We start from the raw sequence: 15,039 nt of genomic DNA on the forward strand, positions 1-15,039 counted from the left end.
GGCTAACGCTTGCTGGTATGCCTAAACGTAAGGGGGCCGTGACTGTCATGGCCCCCTTTTTCGCTTGCATCGCAGCAAGGGGAGCCTCGGCGCAAAACTAATGAGGCGTTGAGATGGTTGTTGACTGGGTATTCGTGGCGTTAATGGTAGTGGCTGTGCTGCTGACTGGTATTTCCAAGTCAGGATTTGCCGGTGGGGTAGGGGTGGTGGCCGTGCCGTTAATCTCGTTAAAGGCAAGCCCGACGTTCGCTGTCGCGGTGATGCTGCCGCTACTGATTGTAATGGATGTGTTTAGTCTCAAGGCGTGGTGGCACCAGCGGGTAGGCCGTCTATTGTGGCTTATGTTTCCGCCCGCGGTGCTAGGGGTGGTGGTGGGTTACTTCACCTATGGCTGGTTTGATGAAGCGCTGCTGACATTGCTGTTGGGGGTGTTTTCGGTACTGTTTGGCCTGTGGGGGTTATTCAAACCGCTCCGTGGCAAATTAATGCCTGGCTGGGTAGGGCGCCTGTGTGGTGGCATTGCAGGATTTACCAGTTTTATTGCCCATGCGGGCGGCCCACCGCTGAATTTTTACCTGCTGCAATGCCAGCTGACAAAACAGCAATTCCTGGGGACGGCAGTGGTTTTTCTGGCCATTACTAACCTGGTGAAGCTGGTTCCCTACACCCTGCTGGGCTTGGTTAACCTTGATAACCTGACCATAGCGATGTTGCTGATGCCTGTTGCATGGCTGGGGGTTCGGTTGGGGCTGGTTATTCAAAAACGCATCAATGGCGAGCTGTTTTTCCGGGTGATTCTTTGCCTGCTTATTCTGCTGGGTATCCGCTTAATTATGGACGGTATAGGCTGACACTTAATGGTAAACTTTTTCATAACTGTTCTTTTTTTAATAGCAGCCCCATCGCAAAAAGTGTTTACCACCACGTTGGCGGCCTGATGGTTTGGTGATGTGTTGGAGTTGTCATGAAAGAAGGTCGTGCTGAGATAAACGAAACAAACCCAGAAGGGCCTTACGATAAGTTATCGCAAATGCCCTCCTCCAAAATCTCGAATACAGAGTTCGCACGATTTATCGACTTCATTGAAAAATTTGAAGATGAAACTGAAAGTTCGCTCTCTATGGCGCTTGGCTATCGAGAGATGCGTATGTTGCTGCACGTCATGCGTAACCACCTTGCGGGTAGGTTAACCACCCCCACGTCTCTTGCCGATGCGTCTGGCCTCACCTATGGTACGGCAAAGCGCGGCATCGAGAGTATCATGCAGCGCGGTTTGCTTATCTCACGGCCACGAACTAAGTCGGGTAAGACGGTTTCGTTGCATCCTTCCCCTCAAATGATCCAGGAGTGGGAAAGCTACGCCGAGCGTATTAAAGGGCTCCTCGGCCCGTTGTTCGGTATAGACCCAACATCAGATTCAGCCAGTAAGATCTTTCTGGGGATGTCGTCATCTGAGCGGGTGATATCGACCCCGGCAGTGCTGTCTGCGCGGCTTGAACTTAAGGGTGGATTACGTGTGTTAGCGCATGCTGACCCAACGTTCATGGCCATGCACAATCTTAAACGTCAGTTGGAGTCGATCTTTGGGCTGGAAATACGTAACAAGGCAAGGTCAATCGATAATCTGTTAGATGAGATTCTAGACAATGCTCGTTTAGCCAAGTCGCGCTATGACGTAGTGGCCTGTGACTTACCCTGGTTTGGTGAGTTGGCGGCGGATGGTGTTCTGATGCCACTTGATGCATTAATTAAACGCGACGATTATGATCTTTCTGATTTTCATCCAATGGCTATACAGAGCTCAGGGTATGCGGGCAGTCAGTACGGTATACCCGTTCAAACAACACCAGAACTGCTCTGCTATCGTCAGGATGTTTTCGAGGCGTTGCAGTTGACGCCTCCAACCACAACAGAAGCGCTTGTCAAAGTCGCTAGACAGCTACATAAGCCTGCCAAAGGACGTTACGGCATTGCTTGGAATGCAGCGAGAGGCACGCCACTCGGGCATACCTTTAGTTTTCTTATGGCGAAGTTCGGTCAGCCGCTCCTTAATCTATCGAGTTGTCAAGGAGGTTATGACTTTCAGCAAGCCAGAGGCGAGCAGCTACGTCCTATGTTTCAATCAGATGCCGCTTATAGGGCCTGCGAATATATGCTGGATATACTGAAATATTCACCGCCTAATATCCTCAGTATGTCTTGGTACGAGCGTGCGCAGTCGTATGCATCGGGTGAAACCAGTATGGCCTACTGCTACACGCTACTCGCCCCGCTGTTTGAGTTGAATCGGCACTCACCTGCTTATGGCAATACTCGCTATCTTCCCCATCCTGTTGGAAATCATGGCCGTGCCATAACCCCAATAGGAGGTTATGCCCTCGCCATTCCGGCCAACTTAGCACCAGAGCGGGTTGAGGCAGTGTGGACGGCTTTACGGCATCTGACATCTGCAAACATGTCCAAACTCTACATTATGAATGGCAGCCTAGTGACGCCCCGTTTCAGTGTTAGCCAAGATCCTGAAGTCTCTGCATTGTCACCCCTCATAAAAATTGTCGACGATATGGCACAAAAGGATATTTTACAGGCTTGGCCACGCCCACCCGTGCCGGGAATTACCGACCTAATTAGTATTGCAGGCAATGAGATATTCGAGGTACTAGATGGTAGGCGTTCGATTAAGAAAGCCTTGTCGATCGCCCAGGAACGGGCGGACAAAGTGATGCGAGCCAAGGGGCATTATTGAGTGAGGCGCGAATAGTAAGGAGTGTGGCATAACCCCATGCCTGAGAGTCAGGCATGGGGACGGGGAGTGCCGGTTACTGCATGATCATGCCGCCATCGATCATCAGCAGCTGGCCCGTCATATAATCGGATTCTGCGCTGGCCAAGAAAGACGCGGTGCCGACCACATCTTCAGGGTAGGAGTAACGCTTCATAAGTATCATCTTCTCCGCCAGCTCATCCATCGACTGCCCCTGCTTAGCGAACTTGCCGATGCTGACCAAGTCTTTGTCGAGCTGCTCCCAAAGCTCAGTACGTACGACGCCAGGGCCATAGCCATTAACGGTAATATTGTGATCCACCAAGGCCTTAGCGCCACCATTAATCATGGCGAGCACGGCGTGCTTGCTACACGAATAAGGCACCACGTCATCAAAAGCCTGACGCGATAGAATTGAGCCAACGTTAATGATTTTGTAAGGCCCGTTATCTTTGCCTTGATTGATCATCTGCTTAGCGGCTTCCTGCATGCCGAGTAGGCACCCTAACGCGTTAACATCCATGATCTGATGCCAGTTTTCCTCGGTAATATCCAGGAACATTAATGGCTTGTTAATACCCGCATTATTGACCATCACGTTCAAGCTACCAAAGGCATCAACCGTTGCTTTAACCGCGGCCTGCACTTCGGCACGGTCGGTAACGTTGAGTTTGACCGCAATGGCGTCGCCGCCGTTTGCTTTGATGCGCGCAGCGACTTCCTCGCACCCTTCAATATTGATATCTGCTACGCACACCTTGGCGCCTTGAGCCGCATAGTGTTCGGCAACGGCGGCGCCCATGCCACGTGCGGCGCCTGTAATTAAGCAGTTTTTACCTTTGAGTCGAGTGTTGTCCATGAGGTCACCTTAGAAATCTTATTGTGGGTCTCTCTCCGCCACCAAGATAAATAGTCTTTGTTGTTGGACGTAGGGAGTCTGCGTTAACAAGGGCATCCGTCGTTTATCCTGCATTGCTAATGACAAATTTATAACCTTGTGATGGCATATTCTCGGTATGTCACACAGGCAATGACAGGTTGGTCAGTCGTTAATATGACCAGATTGGACTTTTCTACGGGCACTGCGTTATGAGAGGGGATATAGCTAGTGTTTAATATCAGCTTTATCGCTTTAGTTTAAATAACAGCGTTTTATTATTTTCAGGTTCTCGCCCAGTGAAAGTTCCTGAAAGTGGGTTTGATGCTAAAAACTTCAAGCCTATTTATTCGCAATAAGAACAAAGAGAGTGTTTATGTCTCAGCCCTGTATTATTTGTGTCGCTATCACCGGCAGCCTGCCGCGCAAAGAGAACAATCCTGCCGTGCCGATTACGAATGATGCAACCTGCCGGTAACATGGCAGGGCATTGTCGTCAATATTGACTCATCTTTGTAACATTACAAGGACGTTCTGGTACTATTTTATAGACTGCTCTTAGAGGTTATCTGAAGACATAAATTTGGTCCGACGTCTCCCCCTGATTGAGTAATGATGCTCTCTTCGATTGCCCCCACGCGGCTGACTATTGCCAAGGAAGTTATCCATGTTTTTCCCAAAACGCGTTGCCTTCACGTCGCTCATTGCTATGTTTGCGCTGCTGCCGCCCGCGCTGTTGGCTCAGGATGCCCATATTGGCAGCGTGCGTACCGAGTTCAAGCTGCTGGGCCCGAACAACACCATTGAAGTGGAGCGCTTCGATGACCCGGACGTTCAGGGTATCTCCTGTTATCTCTCCTACTCACAGATTGGCGGGATCACCGGTGCGGTGGGGCTTGCTGAGGAGGCCAGTGAGGCGAGCGTGGCCTGTCGGCAGACAGGCGAGATCATCTTCGACCTTGCTGAAGTAGAGGAGCAAGAGGTAATTTTTACTCAGCGTCGCTCGGCGCTTTTCAAAAATATGCGCGTCGTTCGCATGCATGATGCTGAAACCCAGACCTTTGTGTATCTGACTTACAGTACCAAGCTGGTAGATGGCTCGCCTAAAAATGCGATTACCGCCGTCAACTATGGTGCGGTAGGGGGCGACCAGTAAGTGATTCGTGGGCGCTTAGCGACGATTGCCGAGTGTTTGCGTCCAGTAGGTTGAATAGCGCGATTCTGAATCCTCGGCTTTCGCCATGCCCATCTCGGTAAAGGTGTCATTCATGATGTGGCGGCAGTGGCCGGGGCTCTCAAGCCAGCCTCCCACCATGGCGGAAACCGAGGTGTGGCCAGCGGCGATATTCTCACCCACGGCTTGCCACACGTAATCCTGATTATCCACACGCTGCTCGATACCTGCACCATTAGGGCCAGTGTGGCTAAAGTAGTCATTTGCGGCCATGTCCTGGGAGTGGCTCTCGGCCGCTGCTTCCAGCTTGCAGCTCCACACTAACGCTTCCACGGCCTCAAACCGTTGGTCGCCGTGTCGGTAAGCAATGGGGAGGAACCCATCCCATTGCTTACTTAATTGGCAGTGGATGAAATATACTTAGTCTCAGTGCGTATTTTAAGCTTGATTACTTTTGTGAGGAGGTTCAACGCTTGCGATGAGCCTATAGAGGTGAGTACGTGATTATTTTTTAGGTACCCACTTATAAGCTAGCCCCATTGCTATAACTATTTCATAGATAAGCCATTGTTTATTAGATTGGCTAATAGCCTTTTATTTTATCTTAATTTTTTAAGTAATTGTTTTTAATATATTTTTGTCGGTGTTGTCGGTAGGTCAATATTTTTTGGAGGGTTATTAACACTCTACGTTGGAGCAAGTTCGTGGCGAGGCCAGCTGTCAGATCAGTTTTACCATCAAATGTAAGCATTATGTTACATTCGTGATGTATTGATTACTTATTGGTTACTTATTGTTACGTATTATAATGAGTGCGCGCAGCATACGTAGGATGGGGGCCTGTCCATGTGCGCATGTCCAAATATCATTAAAAAACAGTGGGATTGCGTCTGCATGGCAAAACTCACTCATGGCCATAAGGATATTCTCGATGTCTCTAACACCTTTACAAAAACAAGCGCTAGCCGATGACCTGGTCAATTTAATGGAGCGCTTTCAGCGTTACGTAGACCATCACCCTGATACTTATGAGGCAGTCATTACTCAGCCTTCATCAGATCACTTGGTCATTAAAATTCAGCCGGCCCATGATTCGGCAGATCTAATTTTCCATAGGTGAACAAGACTTAATGGGAGGTACTCAAGTAGAGTAGCCCCCAACAGGTAGTGCGGAATAAAGGCAAGTTTCATGGGCGGATTGCTCGCTTTCAGTGCGGGTAGCAAGCCCGTAAGGTGATGTTTAGGGATTGGCGAATTCGCTTTGTTCTACGAGTATGTAGGGTAATGGATAAATGGCATGCTACGCAGGGAAACCGCAATGTTAGGAAATGTCGCTCGCGTCTATCGCAGTTTAACGATTCCAGCAGTAGTGCTGTTGGTCGGTTGTGCTAATAGCGGAGTAGGCCCGGTTTCTGAAAATCAGATGACGTCATATGCCGCTGAATATTGTCGGAGCCTCGGCGGGGAGAATGAAATTCGCGAAAGCAGCCTAGGCACTGGCCGCTACTGCCGCTTGCCTGATGGCCGGGTCGAAAATGAGTGGAAGCTATATCGTACCGAGCATCTCGATAATGACTAGCTGCCACCTTTGATGCCGCTGAGGTCAGTCACTGGATGTAAAGGGCCTAGCTGCTTTTGGTTGTATGCTTTTTCTTAAAGCCAACCATAACCGCTAGCAGCCCACACGCCAGTGCTGGCAGCAGCACATCAAGCACTGAGTCTAACGTCCACCCACGCCAGACACCCTCAAACATACCGACCGGTAGCGTTTCGCCCCATTCCCAACCACGCTGGATGCCTAGCCTGTATTCGTGCTGTGCGATCTCGCGGCCAAGCAGTATCGCCACCGGTATAACACCCGCCACGCGAGCTGAAGCGAACGGTAACAGTGATAGCTGGATGATCAGGGCGATTATGATGTGCTCCAAATGTGTGATGTTCATATGCCGTGCTTCCACCATGTGCACCACAGCTTGTGGCGGAAGTATTAGTACTGATGGCCTTGGTCAACGTCAACTCGGTTGTTGGTTTGCGCCGCGTGCATATTTTCTAGCAGGCTGGCGACCTGGAGGGTGTAACACGCTAGGCTAGTGTCGGTTTAAAAAACGTAACAACCTTAGGTATTGTGATGCGTTTGAATTACCAGGGCCCGTTGCCTGAAATGGTAGGGTTTTTGCTACTGCCGCAGTATTCGATGATGGCCTTCTTTGCGGCGGTAGAGCCACTGAGAATCGCCAATCGCATTGCCCATCGCCCGCTGTTCGACTGGACGTTGATAAGCGCTGATGGCGGGCCGGTGACGGCGTCTAACGGCATGACCCTGATGGCGGATCAAGCAACGGCGGATGTCCATCACTTGCCTTCGCTGGCGGTATGCAGTGGGTTTACGCCGGAAGCCCATCTCACTCGACCATTAATGGCCTGGCTTCATCAGTTGGATCAGGCGGGCTGCTGCTTGGGCGGTATTGATACCGGGGCATTTTTGCTCGCGGCCACCGGGTTGCTAAAACACGAGCGGGTGGCGCTGCACTGGGAGAGTCTGCCCGCTTTTCGTGAGCGCTTTCCGGGCATTGAGACCACGGATGAGCTGTATGAGCTGGGGGAGCGGCGTTTCTCCTGCGCGGGCGGGGCGGCAGCCATGGATATGGCGTTGGAGGTGATTGCGCGGCGGCATGGCGCGAAGCTGGCCATCGATGTGTCTGAGCAGCTCATCCATGACCGAATCCGTACTCGCAGCGACCAGCAGCGCATGGCGCTGGTGAAACGCCTAGGCACCCATAACCGCCGCGTGGTCGAAGCGGTGGCCCTGATGGAGCAGAACCTTGAAGAGCCGCTTCCGCTTGAAGAGGTCGCGAGCCGGGTAGAGGTATCGGTTCGCCAACTTCAGCGCTTATTCGAGCAGGAGCTTAACGAGACCCCGCGGCAGTGGTACTTGCAGCTTCGCATCAAGCGCGCCCGGCGGCTGTTAGCGGAGACCGATTTAGCAGTGTTGGCGGTGGGATTAGCCTGCGGCTTTAGCTCGTCTTCCAGCTTTGCGCGTGCTTTTCGTGCGCATTACGGCTATTCGCCGCGGCAGGTGCGGGAGAAAAGTGTTTAAGGTTTGGTAGTGTCGTGTAGTGGCTGGTAAGCGTCGCTTATCGCCTAGTAGTGGGGAGGCAGCCGCGCATACTAACTAAACCCAACTAATAAGAGGTTTAGCCATATGATGTCTATCACTCCTAGCGCTACCACCACCAAGTCACTATCGCTAAAAGCGGGCTTTTTATTCGCTGCCTTTGCTGCCACGCCCGCCATGGCAGAGCTTGATGAGCTACGTTTTGGCGTGCCGCCATGGCCTGGGGTCACGGTAAAATCAGAAATCGCTGCCCAATTGCTGGAGACCATGGGCTACGAAACCCGCCAGCAAGATTTAGCAGTCAGCGTTATTTTGGAAGGCTTGTCGCGTAATGACCTGGAAATCTATCTAGGTGGCTGGTACCCGGTACAGACTGATATGGTCGAGCCGCTGGTAGCGGATGGCAAAGTCGAGAAGGTGGTTTCCAATATCAGCGGGGCCAATTCTGGGCTGGTGGTTCCCCAGTATGTTTACGATGCCGGCGTGACCACGGTCGCTGAATTGGCTGAGCACCATGATCGCTTTGATGGCGAAATCCAGGGCATTGAAGCGGGTACTGGCATTAACGATGCGATTCTCAACGCCATCGATAACGACCTTGCAGGTCTAGGCGATTGGGAACTGCGCGAAAGCTCGACCTCAGCAATGCTGGCCCAGGCTGAGCAAAAAATGGCCGACGAAGAGTGGGTGACATTCGTCGGCTGGGAGCCTCACTGGATGAACGTGAGCTTCGATTTGGCCTATTTAGCCGACAGCGATGATGCGGGCGTGGCGACCATTGAAAGCACGGTGTGGACCATTACCCCCGCCAGTCTCGCCGAAGAGGCCCCGCAGGTTCACCGCTTCCTATCGCAATACGTGATCGATATTGAAGACCAGAACGAGTGGGTGCACGAGTACAGCTACGAAGAGCGCCCGGCAGATGAAGTGGCGAACGAGTGGATTGGCAACAACCTGGATACCGTTGCCGAATGGTTAGACGGCGTTGAAACCCGCGATGGCGAATCCGCTATTGAGCAAGTGCGGGCCCAATTTGACTCTTAATAGCTTGATTCTTAATAGCTCGACTCTTAAAAGCACATTTTTTACGAACTGAACGACGAAACGGCGCCTTATTAATTAAGGCGCCGTTTTAATGTGTGGCAAAAGTCCTGCCAAGCGGCACTCATGTCGGGTAACTGGGCGTGGGCGTGAAGCGCGCCATGCACCATCTTCGGCGCGCAGCGATAGCCAATGGATGCCCCCGCTTTTTGCCATTGCGCCCCCGTCGTTTCGACAGGCCTTGTTAACGGGTCGTGCTCCACTGTAAGCACTTCGATGCTGCTAGCAGGAGCGCTTTGATCCCTCTGGGTGGCGATAATCTCAGGGCACTGTTGACGAATACTGAGCACGTCGCTGCGTGACAGCAGGGGTGCATCCTCCCCAAGGCATTCAGGCGATAGCTCGCCGACCGGTGGGTAGATCAAGCCAAGCGGCGGTGCGTCACTATGCTGATGGGCAAGGTCGATAGCCAATCGCCCGCCCGCGCTATCACCCACCAGCGCGACCGGATGAACCGCTTCTAATACCTTACGGCAGTCTGCCAACATGGTGGGGTAATCTACCTCTGGTGCCAGCCGATAGTTAACGCTTACCACTTCACGCTCGAGCAGTTGGGCCAAGCTGGCGGCGGGGCCGTGGTGGCTCTCCACTGAGCCGATCGTAAAACCGCCGCCATGGATAAACAGCACGCAGCCTGGCGTTCGCCGCTGGGGGATAAAGCGGCGCAGGCTAATACCATCATAAACGCTATTGTCGATCCGCATTCCCGCCGGGTCGGGTGGGGTGAAGGTGCGGCAAAGCTTATCGTAGGCGCGCCGCGCTTGAGGCAGGGGAAGCTCCTCCATCACGGCCAGCCCTGCGCTAAAGCGCTGAATAAAGGCGTCTACGTTCATCTTTGAAGTCTCCCTTAGCGTCGAATACCGATGGTGCGGCCAGCAAGCTCCGGCCAGGCATCGCCATTTGCCTTTGGCAGCGCAGCTACGCGATTCGCGACCGGTTCTGGAAACGGGCTTGGTCGTCCTGACGCTTGTTTCATGCCCATCAACATTTGTTCGCTGGTCGCCAGCAGGTTGCCTTCGTCATCGAACATGGCGAAAAACACGTGCAGACGTTTGGCATCGCTATCGAGCAGCGTGAGATCAATAGTGAGCGGCTGGCCTTGGTGCGCCTCGCGGCGATAGCAGAGATGAGTTTCCAGCGTATAGATCGTGAAGCCATAGTGCTCACGGCCCGCTTCGTCTAAGCCTATCTGGTCAATCAGCGCTTCGCAGGCCTGGGAAAAGACGCGGGCGTACTCCGCGTCGTTCATGTGACCGTTGTAGTCGACCCACTCGGGGGCGACGTGGGTTTCATGGATAATCATCAAATGCGTCCCTTTAAACCTTCGGCTTCCGGCCAGTATTTCTGCACTACTTCCAGCAGCTCGACTAAAAAGTCATCCCGGCGCCGGTCCAGCGTGGCCACTGAACGCCCCGCGGCCTGATGCTCACAGCCTTCGACCACTTTGTCGATGAGCTCGTCGGTGAGTTCTGGCGCTTCCAGCTTGGTCCAGGGGAGTTTTAACGCGGGGCCAAACTGCTCCAGCATATGGCGCATGCCAGGCTCGCCGCCCGCCAAGTGGAAGGTTAAAAAGGTGCCCATCAAAGGCCAGCGTAGCCCGCAGCCGTAAACCACCGCCGCGTCGATCTCTTCGGTGGTGGCCACGCCATCGTTGACCAAGTGCAAGGCTTCCCGCCACAGCGCCTCCATCAAGCGGTCGGCGATATGCCCTTCAATTTCACGGCGCACCACTAGCGGCCGCATGGCGAGCGACTGATATAACCCTTGAGCGCTGGCGATCTGGGCGGGCTGGGTGGCCTCACCGCCAACAAGCTCCACCAGTGGCAGTAAATACACCGGGTTGAAGGGGTGGGCGACGATCACGCGCCCAGGGGCTTGTTGGCACTGCTGTTGCAGGTCGGTGGGTTTGAAGCCGGAAGTCGACGAGCCGATGATGACGTCCGGTGCGGCAGCGGCATCGATAGCAGCTAAAATTTCTTGCTTTAGCGGTAGACGCTCGGGCACGTTCTCCTGAATCAGGTCAACGCCGTTTACGGCCTCTTCGATCGTGGTCGCAAAGGTTAACCGCTCAGGGCTAGCATCGGGCGCAAGGCCAAGCTGGGTTAACGAAGCCCAGGCATTGTCGATAAACGATTGCGTGCGCGCTGGCGCGTTGGGATCCGGGTCGAAGGCGACGACGTCCCACCCTTGGGCGAGGGCGCGGGCAATCCAACCGTTGCCAATCACGCCAGTACCAATCACGGCTAAGCGGCTCATACAACATCTCCTGACGGGTTGCGTAACTTCAAATGGGCGCGGGTTTCTGCCGGTGTCATTACTCGGGCGCCGAGGTTTTCAATAATGGTCGACGCTTTCTCGACCAGTTGGCCGTTGTTAGCCAGCACGCCTTTCTCTAAAAACAGGTTATCTTCCAAGCCAACCCGAGCGTGGCCACCCAGCAGCACGGCTTGGGCAACCATGGGCATTTGATGGCGACCGATACCAAAGGCGGCCCAGTTAGCGTTGGTGGGTAATTTGTTGCGCATGGCCAGCATGGTTTCGGTGTCCGCTTCGGCGCCCCAGGGAATACCCAGGCAGAGCTGATAAAGCGGGTCGCCGTCGATCAGCCCCTCTTGCTGAAGCTGGCGGGCAAACCACACGTGGCCCAGGTCAAAGCACTCCAGCTCGGGCTTAACGCCTGCGGCTTGAACGAGGCGGGCGTGTTCGCGCAACCAATCAGCCGGGTTGACGTACACCATATCGCCAAAATTGAGGCTGCCGCAGTCCAGCGTGCACAGCTCGGGGAGTAGTTCGCCGACTGGGGCGTGACGCTCGGCGGGCGTTTGAATATCGGTGCCGGGGCCGCCTCGAGTTGGGTCTGTGGCATCGGGTATCCAATCGCCGCCGCCGCCAGCGGTGATGTTCATGACGATATCCACATCCGCTTCACGTACGCGCTCCATTACTTCGCGGAACTGCTCAGAAGAGTGGCTGATGCCGCCGGTCTCCGGGTCGCGAACGTGAATATGCGCGATGCTGGCGCCGGCGCGGGCGGCTTCGATGCAGGACGCCGCGATGGCCTTGGGTGTCACGGGTACGTTGGGATTCTTGGCGGTGGTGTCGCCTGCGCCGGTAACGGCACAGGTGAGAATGACATTGCGATTCATGGCGTGCTCTCTACTCAGCAGTTTATTCGCTGACTAGTGTGTCGCGCTGAGCCATAAAGAGTTGTCGAAAAGCGACATTCAATATACGTAACAGGCATTTTTAGCTGTGCGCTTATTACTCATCGTTACCCGCCGTGATGCTGCGTGTAGGAAAATTTTAGACAAGCAATTATTGACAAAGAGTATTGACCGCCCTGATTGGCGACCTAAACTCAATAAGCGCGTGCAGTGTTGATAACAATTACAAACAACGTCTGGAAGGAGTGCCTGCCATGTCCCATAAACTCGTTATGCGGCCGCTATGTGCGGCCATCGCCTCTGCGGTGATCATAGGCTTACCCGCCGTTGCTACTGCCAATGAGCCTGAACTCAGCCAGTCTGAGGTGTTATCCGGTCTTGAGAACCCTTGGGATATGGCCTTTCTGCCTGATGGGACGATGTTTTACACCGAACGCTGTCTTGGACTTTCGGTACGGCTCCCCGATGGTGAAGTAGAGCACCTGCTGGGGATGGAAGGTACGGATGACTATGCCACCACCGCCGATGATCTTGTCTGTGAAGGACAGGCGGGGATGAATGGTGTGGCGATCGATCCTGATTTTGAAGAAAATCGCACAGTCTACGTCTACTCAGCCTCCAACATGTCCGAACCACGTACTAACCGTGTACTGCGCATGACGGTAAATAGCGATTTTAATGACGTGTCGGATCGCACTGATATTGTCGAGGACATTCCCTACAAGCCCGCTGCCACCGACCATCCGTTCGGCGACGCGGGGGCTCATAATGGTGGCCGTATTCGCTTCAGCCCAGAGGATGGCTACCTCTATGTAACCACGGGCGACAACCATAATAGTGAGATTCCGCAGTCACCAGAGCTGCTTGGTGGCAAGGTGCTACGTATTGACCGGGATGGCGAGGCTGCCGAGGGTAACAAACCGCCTGAGGGCTTTGATCCTCGCATCTATACCTATGGTCACCGCAACGTACAGGGCATCACTTTCCACCCTACGACTGGCCAACCCATCGTGACGGAGCACGGCCCCTGGCATTCGGATGAGATCAATGCACTGGTCAATGGTGGCAACAGTGGCTGGGATCCGAAACCCAACATGGCGGGCCGTGGTGATTGCCCGGACGATTACTGTGGTTATGAGCCCAATCAGACCGAGGGGATGGATCCAAAAGAGCGGGCGGCCTATATGCCGGTGACCGACACCGAAACCTACCCGGACGCTATGCAGCCTGCCTGGAAAAACGATGGGCTTTCTCAGGGAATCTCGTCTGCCGAGTTTCTAGTCGGCGAGCAGTGGGGCGATTGGGACGGCCGTCTGGTTGTTGGTTTTATGGGCATCGGTTTCGGCGGTACGCCGGTGGGGCAGCGCATTAACCTGATTGATATCGCCGAAGATGGTCTTTCGGTCAATGACGTTGCCGAAATGCCGGTACCCATGGGAGCTGCTCGCTTCCGTTCATTGGTACTGGGCCCGGAGGGTGATCTTTATACGGCGGTTGATGAAGGAAGCATTTACCGCATCACTCCCGAATAAGCGACTGGCAGCCGCCCTAGCGTATGCCAGTGCGGCTGCGATCTCTTCAAGCCGTCTTAAGCTTTTTGATCAAGACCACTCTGCTGGGAAAAGGCCACTATGAAGGTATCACTGTTGTTCGTTATTGCGACGGCGCTGACGATGGGGTCAGCTACTCTGCAAGCGGTAGATAAGTCGGCTGGAGAAGCACTCTACAAGGACGCTTGCGCTCAGTGTCACGGCCCAAATGCACAAGGAATGGCGAGCTTTCCATCGCTTAGCGGACGGGACGCGGAGTACATTACCTCCCGCCTTGAAACATACCGGGCTGGTGAGAAGGTGGGTTCAAACTCCTTTCTGATGATCCCCAACGCCACCGGTTTATCGGATGATGATATTGCTAATCTTGCCGCTTTTATCACAGAGAGTGCCGAGTGACTCTCTGCTTTGTACATCAGCTTCTAGGTTTGATTTGTGTATTCATGGTGTAACTCATCGGGTACAGGGTCAGCCCGCTCGGGAACTGGCATCGACAGAGAATCGGCTACCCAGACGATAGCGCATTGAGGGATGGAGAAATTTAACGTAGGTGACGACATGTGAAGCACTCCAGGTGCGGCGCATAAGTGCTAAACAGGGCTCGTTGACATCAATATCTAGCGCTTTGGAATCTTCTTCCGAGGGCAATAGCGCATCGACGATATGTTCTATTTCGTCTACGGGGATGGTGTTCAATAAGTAGCGTGAAGGCTGCAATGTGTCATCAAATTGCTGGTGAATAAAATCCGGGGCCATGGCAGGCGAAACGTAGCGGTCCTCAAGCTGTACAGCGAGCTCTTCCTCGTAGTGAACACAGCGCAGATGATAGACCGAGCTACCGGTGGTCAGCTCAAGCGCTGAAGCAATGGAGAACGGTGCGGCCACACGACCAAGTTCAAGTACTTCGCAATGGTAACGATGGCCACGGGAGGCTATTTCGTCAGCAATATTGGCTATCTGCAATAAATTGGAGTGTGGCTTGCGCTCAGCAATAAAGGTACCTACACCGCTGGTACGTTCTAAGAAACCCTCGTTAGTCAGTTCCCTCAGCGCCCGGTTTATCGTCATACGTGACATGCCGAGCTCATTAACTAATTGATTTTCAGATGGAATCATGTCGCCAGGTTTCCAAAAACCTGAGGCGGCGCGTTCCAATACAAACTGTTTGGCCTGTAAATAAAGTGCTTTTGGTGCGGTGACGCTATCGGTGCCGGATTTTTTCATCCACTACTCCAGTGATGACTTAGAGCTAGTCGCTAATGTCGTCATAATAAGGCAATCAGCTAGGGCTAGG

General features: G+C 53.5%; 18 protein-coding genes. 10 read left to right on the plus strand and 8 right to left on the minus strand.

Annotated features, from left to right (window positions below; genetic code table 11):
* The first annotated feature begins 113 nt into the window (after positions 1-113).
* Positions 114-851, plus strand: coding sequence for a sulfite exporter TauE/SafE family protein (locus ACXUPB_RS07285; protein WP_179915486.1), 738 nt, complete (start codon positions 114-116; stop codon positions 849-851).
* 113 nt (positions 852-964) lie between these two features.
* A complete protein-coding gene (locus tag ACXUPB_RS07290; protein WP_472956050.1) occupies positions 965-2,746 on the plus strand; it encodes an ABC transporter substrate-binding protein in 1,782 nt (593 codons plus the stop codon).
* A gap of 73 nt (positions 2,747-2,819) precedes the next feature.
* Here the strand turns inward: ACXUPB_RS07290 and ACXUPB_RS07295 are convergent, their stop codons facing one another.
* Positions 2,820-3,623 carry an SDR family NAD(P)-dependent oxidoreductase gene (locus ACXUPB_RS07295; RefSeq protein WP_179915484.1) on the minus strand — a complete coding sequence of 268 codons (804 nt, stop codon included), beginning with the start codon at positions 3,621-3,623 and terminating at the stop codon, positions 2,820-2,822.
* A 394-nt stretch (positions 3,624-4,017) separates the two neighbouring features.
* Here ACXUPB_RS07295 and ACXUPB_RS07300 point away from each other — a divergent pair, with 394 nt between their 5' ends.
* Positions 4,018-4,119 (plus strand): 3-keto-5-aminohexanoate cleavage protein, encoded by a 102-nt coding sequence (locus ACXUPB_RS07300; RefSeq protein WP_235272397.1) that lies wholly within the window; start codon positions 4,018-4,020, stop codon positions 4,117-4,119.
* Positions 4,120-4,308: 189 nt separating this feature from the next.
* The gene (locus tag ACXUPB_RS07305) at positions 4,309-4,797 is read left to right on the plus strand and encodes a CreA family protein (protein WP_472956053.1); all 489 of its coding nucleotides are present in this window, start codon (positions 4,309-4,311) and stop codon (positions 4,795-4,797) included.
* Positions 4,798-4,812: 15 nt separating this feature from the next.
* Here ACXUPB_RS07305 and ACXUPB_RS07310 read toward each other — a convergent pair whose 3' ends face one another.
* The gene (locus ACXUPB_RS07310) at positions 4,813-5,136 is read right to left on the minus strand and encodes a CAP domain-containing protein (protein ID WP_472956056.1); all 324 of its coding nucleotides are present in this window, start codon (positions 5,134-5,136) and stop codon (positions 4,813-4,815) included.
* A gap of 610 nt (positions 5,137-5,746) precedes the next feature.
* On the opposite strand from ACXUPB_RS07310, the gene ACXUPB_RS07315 reads away from it, so the two are divergent.
* A complete protein-coding gene (locus tag ACXUPB_RS07315) occupies positions 5,747-5,935 on the plus strand; it encodes a hypothetical protein (protein WP_179915482.1) in 189 nt (62 codons plus the stop codon).
* Between the two features lie 198 nt (positions 5,936-6,133).
* Entirely contained in the window at positions 6,134-6,394 is a 261-nt protein-coding gene (locus tag ACXUPB_RS07320) for a putative hemolysin (RefSeq protein WP_179915481.1), read from the plus strand.
* Between the two features lie 46 nt (positions 6,395-6,440).
* On the opposite strand, the gene ACXUPB_RS07325 is transcribed toward ACXUPB_RS07320, so the two are convergent.
* Positions 6,441-6,758: a hypothetical protein gene (locus tag ACXUPB_RS07325; protein WP_179915480.1), complete on the minus strand. Its 318-nt coding sequence runs from the start codon at positions 6,756-6,758 to the stop codon at positions 6,441-6,443.
* Positions 6,759-6,943: 185 nt separating this feature from the next.
* Here ACXUPB_RS07325 and ACXUPB_RS07330 point away from each other — a divergent pair, with 185 nt between their 5' ends.
* The gene (locus tag ACXUPB_RS07330) at positions 6,944-7,912 is read left to right on the plus strand and encodes a GlxA family transcriptional regulator (protein WP_179915479.1); all 969 of its coding nucleotides are present in this window, start codon (positions 6,944-6,946) and stop codon (positions 7,910-7,912) included.
* 105 nt (positions 7,913-8,017) lie between these two features.
* Positions 8,018-8,974 carry an ABC transporter substrate-binding protein gene (locus ACXUPB_RS07335; protein ID WP_045812140.1) on the plus strand — a complete coding sequence of 319 codons (957 nt, stop codon included), beginning with the start codon at positions 8,018-8,020 and terminating at the stop codon, positions 8,972-8,974.
* A gap of 71 nt (positions 8,975-9,045) precedes the next feature.
* Here the strand turns inward: ACXUPB_RS07335 and ACXUPB_RS07340 are convergent, their stop codons facing one another.
* The 4 genes from ACXUPB_RS07340 to ACXUPB_RS07355 are packed head-to-tail and all read right to left on the minus strand — an operon-like array spanning position 9,046 to position 12,177.
* Positions 9,046-9,864 carry an alpha/beta hydrolase gene (locus ACXUPB_RS07340; RefSeq protein ID WP_281662173.1) on the minus strand — a complete coding sequence of 273 codons (819 nt, stop codon included), beginning with the start codon at positions 9,862-9,864 and terminating at the stop codon, positions 9,046-9,048.
* A gap of 14 nt (positions 9,865-9,878) precedes the next feature.
* Positions 9,879-10,334 (minus strand): thioesterase family protein, encoded by a 456-nt coding sequence (locus ACXUPB_RS07345; RefSeq protein ID WP_281662174.1) that lies wholly within the window; start codon positions 10,332-10,334, stop codon positions 9,879-9,881.
* A complete protein-coding gene (locus tag ACXUPB_RS07350) occupies positions 10,334-11,287 on the minus strand; it encodes an L-carnitine dehydrogenase (protein ID WP_179915476.1) in 954 nt (317 codons plus the stop codon). The genes ACXUPB_RS07345 and ACXUPB_RS07350 overlap by 1 nt, the downstream gene beginning before the upstream one ends.
* Positions 11,284-12,177, minus strand: coding sequence for a beta-keto acid cleavage family enzyme (locus ACXUPB_RS07355; protein WP_179915475.1), 894 nt, complete (start codon positions 12,175-12,177; stop codon positions 11,284-11,286). Before ACXUPB_RS07355 ends, ACXUPB_RS07350 begins: the two co-directional genes overlap by 4 nt.
* A gap of 272 nt (positions 12,178-12,449) precedes the next feature.
* On the opposite strand from ACXUPB_RS07355, the gene ACXUPB_RS07360 reads away from it, so the two are divergent.
* Together ACXUPB_RS07360 and ACXUPB_RS07365 are read left to right on the plus strand one after the other, a co-directional pair.
* Positions 12,450-13,727, plus strand: coding sequence for a PQQ-dependent sugar dehydrogenase (locus ACXUPB_RS07360; protein ID WP_179915474.1), 1,278 nt, complete (start codon positions 12,450-12,452; stop codon positions 13,725-13,727).
* A 99-nt stretch (positions 13,728-13,826) separates the two neighbouring features.
* A complete protein-coding gene (locus tag ACXUPB_RS07365; RefSeq protein ID WP_179915473.1) occupies positions 13,827-14,144 on the plus strand; it encodes a c-type cytochrome in 318 nt (105 codons plus the stop codon).
* A 69-nt stretch (positions 14,145-14,213) separates the two neighbouring features.
* Here the strand turns inward: ACXUPB_RS07365 and hutC are convergent, their stop codons facing one another.
* A complete protein-coding gene (gene hutC / locus ACXUPB_RS07370; RefSeq protein ID WP_179915472.1) occupies positions 14,214-14,969 on the minus strand; it encodes a histidine utilization repressor in 756 nt (251 codons plus the stop codon).
* Positions 14,970-15,039 lie beyond the last annotated feature (70 nt).

This window comes from Vreelandella sp. DA03-1M, assembly GCF_055725665.1.

Bases quoted from the DNA above. Each gene is read 5' to 3' on its own strand.
- ACXUPB_RS07290 (WP_472956050.1), top strand. From the start codon at position 965: ATGAAAGAAGGTCGTGCTGAGATAAACGAAACAAACCCAGAAGGGCCT.
- ACXUPB_RS07305 (WP_472956053.1), top strand. From the start codon at position 4,309: ATGTTTTTCCCAAAACGCGTTGCCTTCACGTCGCTCATTGCTATGTTT.
- ACXUPB_RS07365 (WP_179915473.1), top strand. From the start codon at position 13,827: ATGAAGGTATCACTGTTGTTCGTTATTGCGACGGCGCTGACGATGGGG.
- ACXUPB_RS07315 (WP_179915482.1), top strand. From the start codon at position 5,747: ATGTCTCTAACACCTTTACAAAAACAAGCGCTAGCCGATGACCTGGTC.
- ACXUPB_RS07345 (WP_281662174.1), bottom strand. From the start codon at position 10,334: ATGATTATCCATGAAACCCACGTCGCCCCCGAGTGGGTCGACTACAAC.
- ACXUPB_RS07325 (WP_179915480.1), bottom strand. From the start codon at position 6,758: ATGAACATCACACATTTGGAGCACATCATAATCGCCCTGATCATCCAG.
- hutC (WP_179915472.1), bottom strand. From the start codon at position 14,969: ATGAAAAAATCCGGCACCGATAGCGTCACCGCACCAAAAGCACTTTAT.
- ACXUPB_RS07285 (WP_179915486.1), top strand. From the start codon at position 114: ATGGTTGTTGACTGGGTATTCGTGGCGTTAATGGTAGTGGCTGTGCTG.
- ACXUPB_RS07300 (WP_235272397.1), top strand. From the start codon at position 4,018: ATGTCTCAGCCCTGTATTATTTGTGTCGCTATCACCGGCAGCCTGCCG.
- ACXUPB_RS07295 (WP_179915484.1), bottom strand. From the start codon at position 3,623: ATGGACAACACTCGACTCAAAGGTAAAAACTGCTTAATTACAGGCGCC.
- ACXUPB_RS07320 (WP_179915481.1), top strand. From the start codon at position 6,134: ATGTTAGGAAATGTCGCTCGCGTCTATCGCAGTTTAACGATTCCAGCA.
- ACXUPB_RS07355 (WP_179915475.1), bottom strand. From the start codon at position 12,177: ATGAATCGCAATGTCATTCTCACCTGTGCCGTTACCGGCGCAGGCGAC.
- ACXUPB_RS07330 (WP_179915479.1), top strand. From the start codon at position 6,944: ATGCGTTTGAATTACCAGGGCCCGTTGCCTGAAATGGTAGGGTTTTTG.
- ACXUPB_RS07350 (WP_179915476.1), bottom strand. From the start codon at position 11,287: ATGAGCCGCTTAGCCGTGATTGGTACTGGCGTGATTGGCAACGGTTGG.
- ACXUPB_RS07335 (WP_045812140.1), top strand. From the start codon at position 8,018: ATGATGTCTATCACTCCTAGCGCTACCACCACCAAGTCACTATCGCTA.
- ACXUPB_RS07360 (WP_179915474.1), top strand. From the start codon at position 12,450: ATGTCCCATAAACTCGTTATGCGGCCGCTATGTGCGGCCATCGCCTCT.
- ACXUPB_RS07340 (WP_281662173.1), bottom strand. From the start codon at position 9,864: ATGAACGTAGACGCCTTTATTCAGCGCTTTAGCGCAGGGCTGGCCGTG.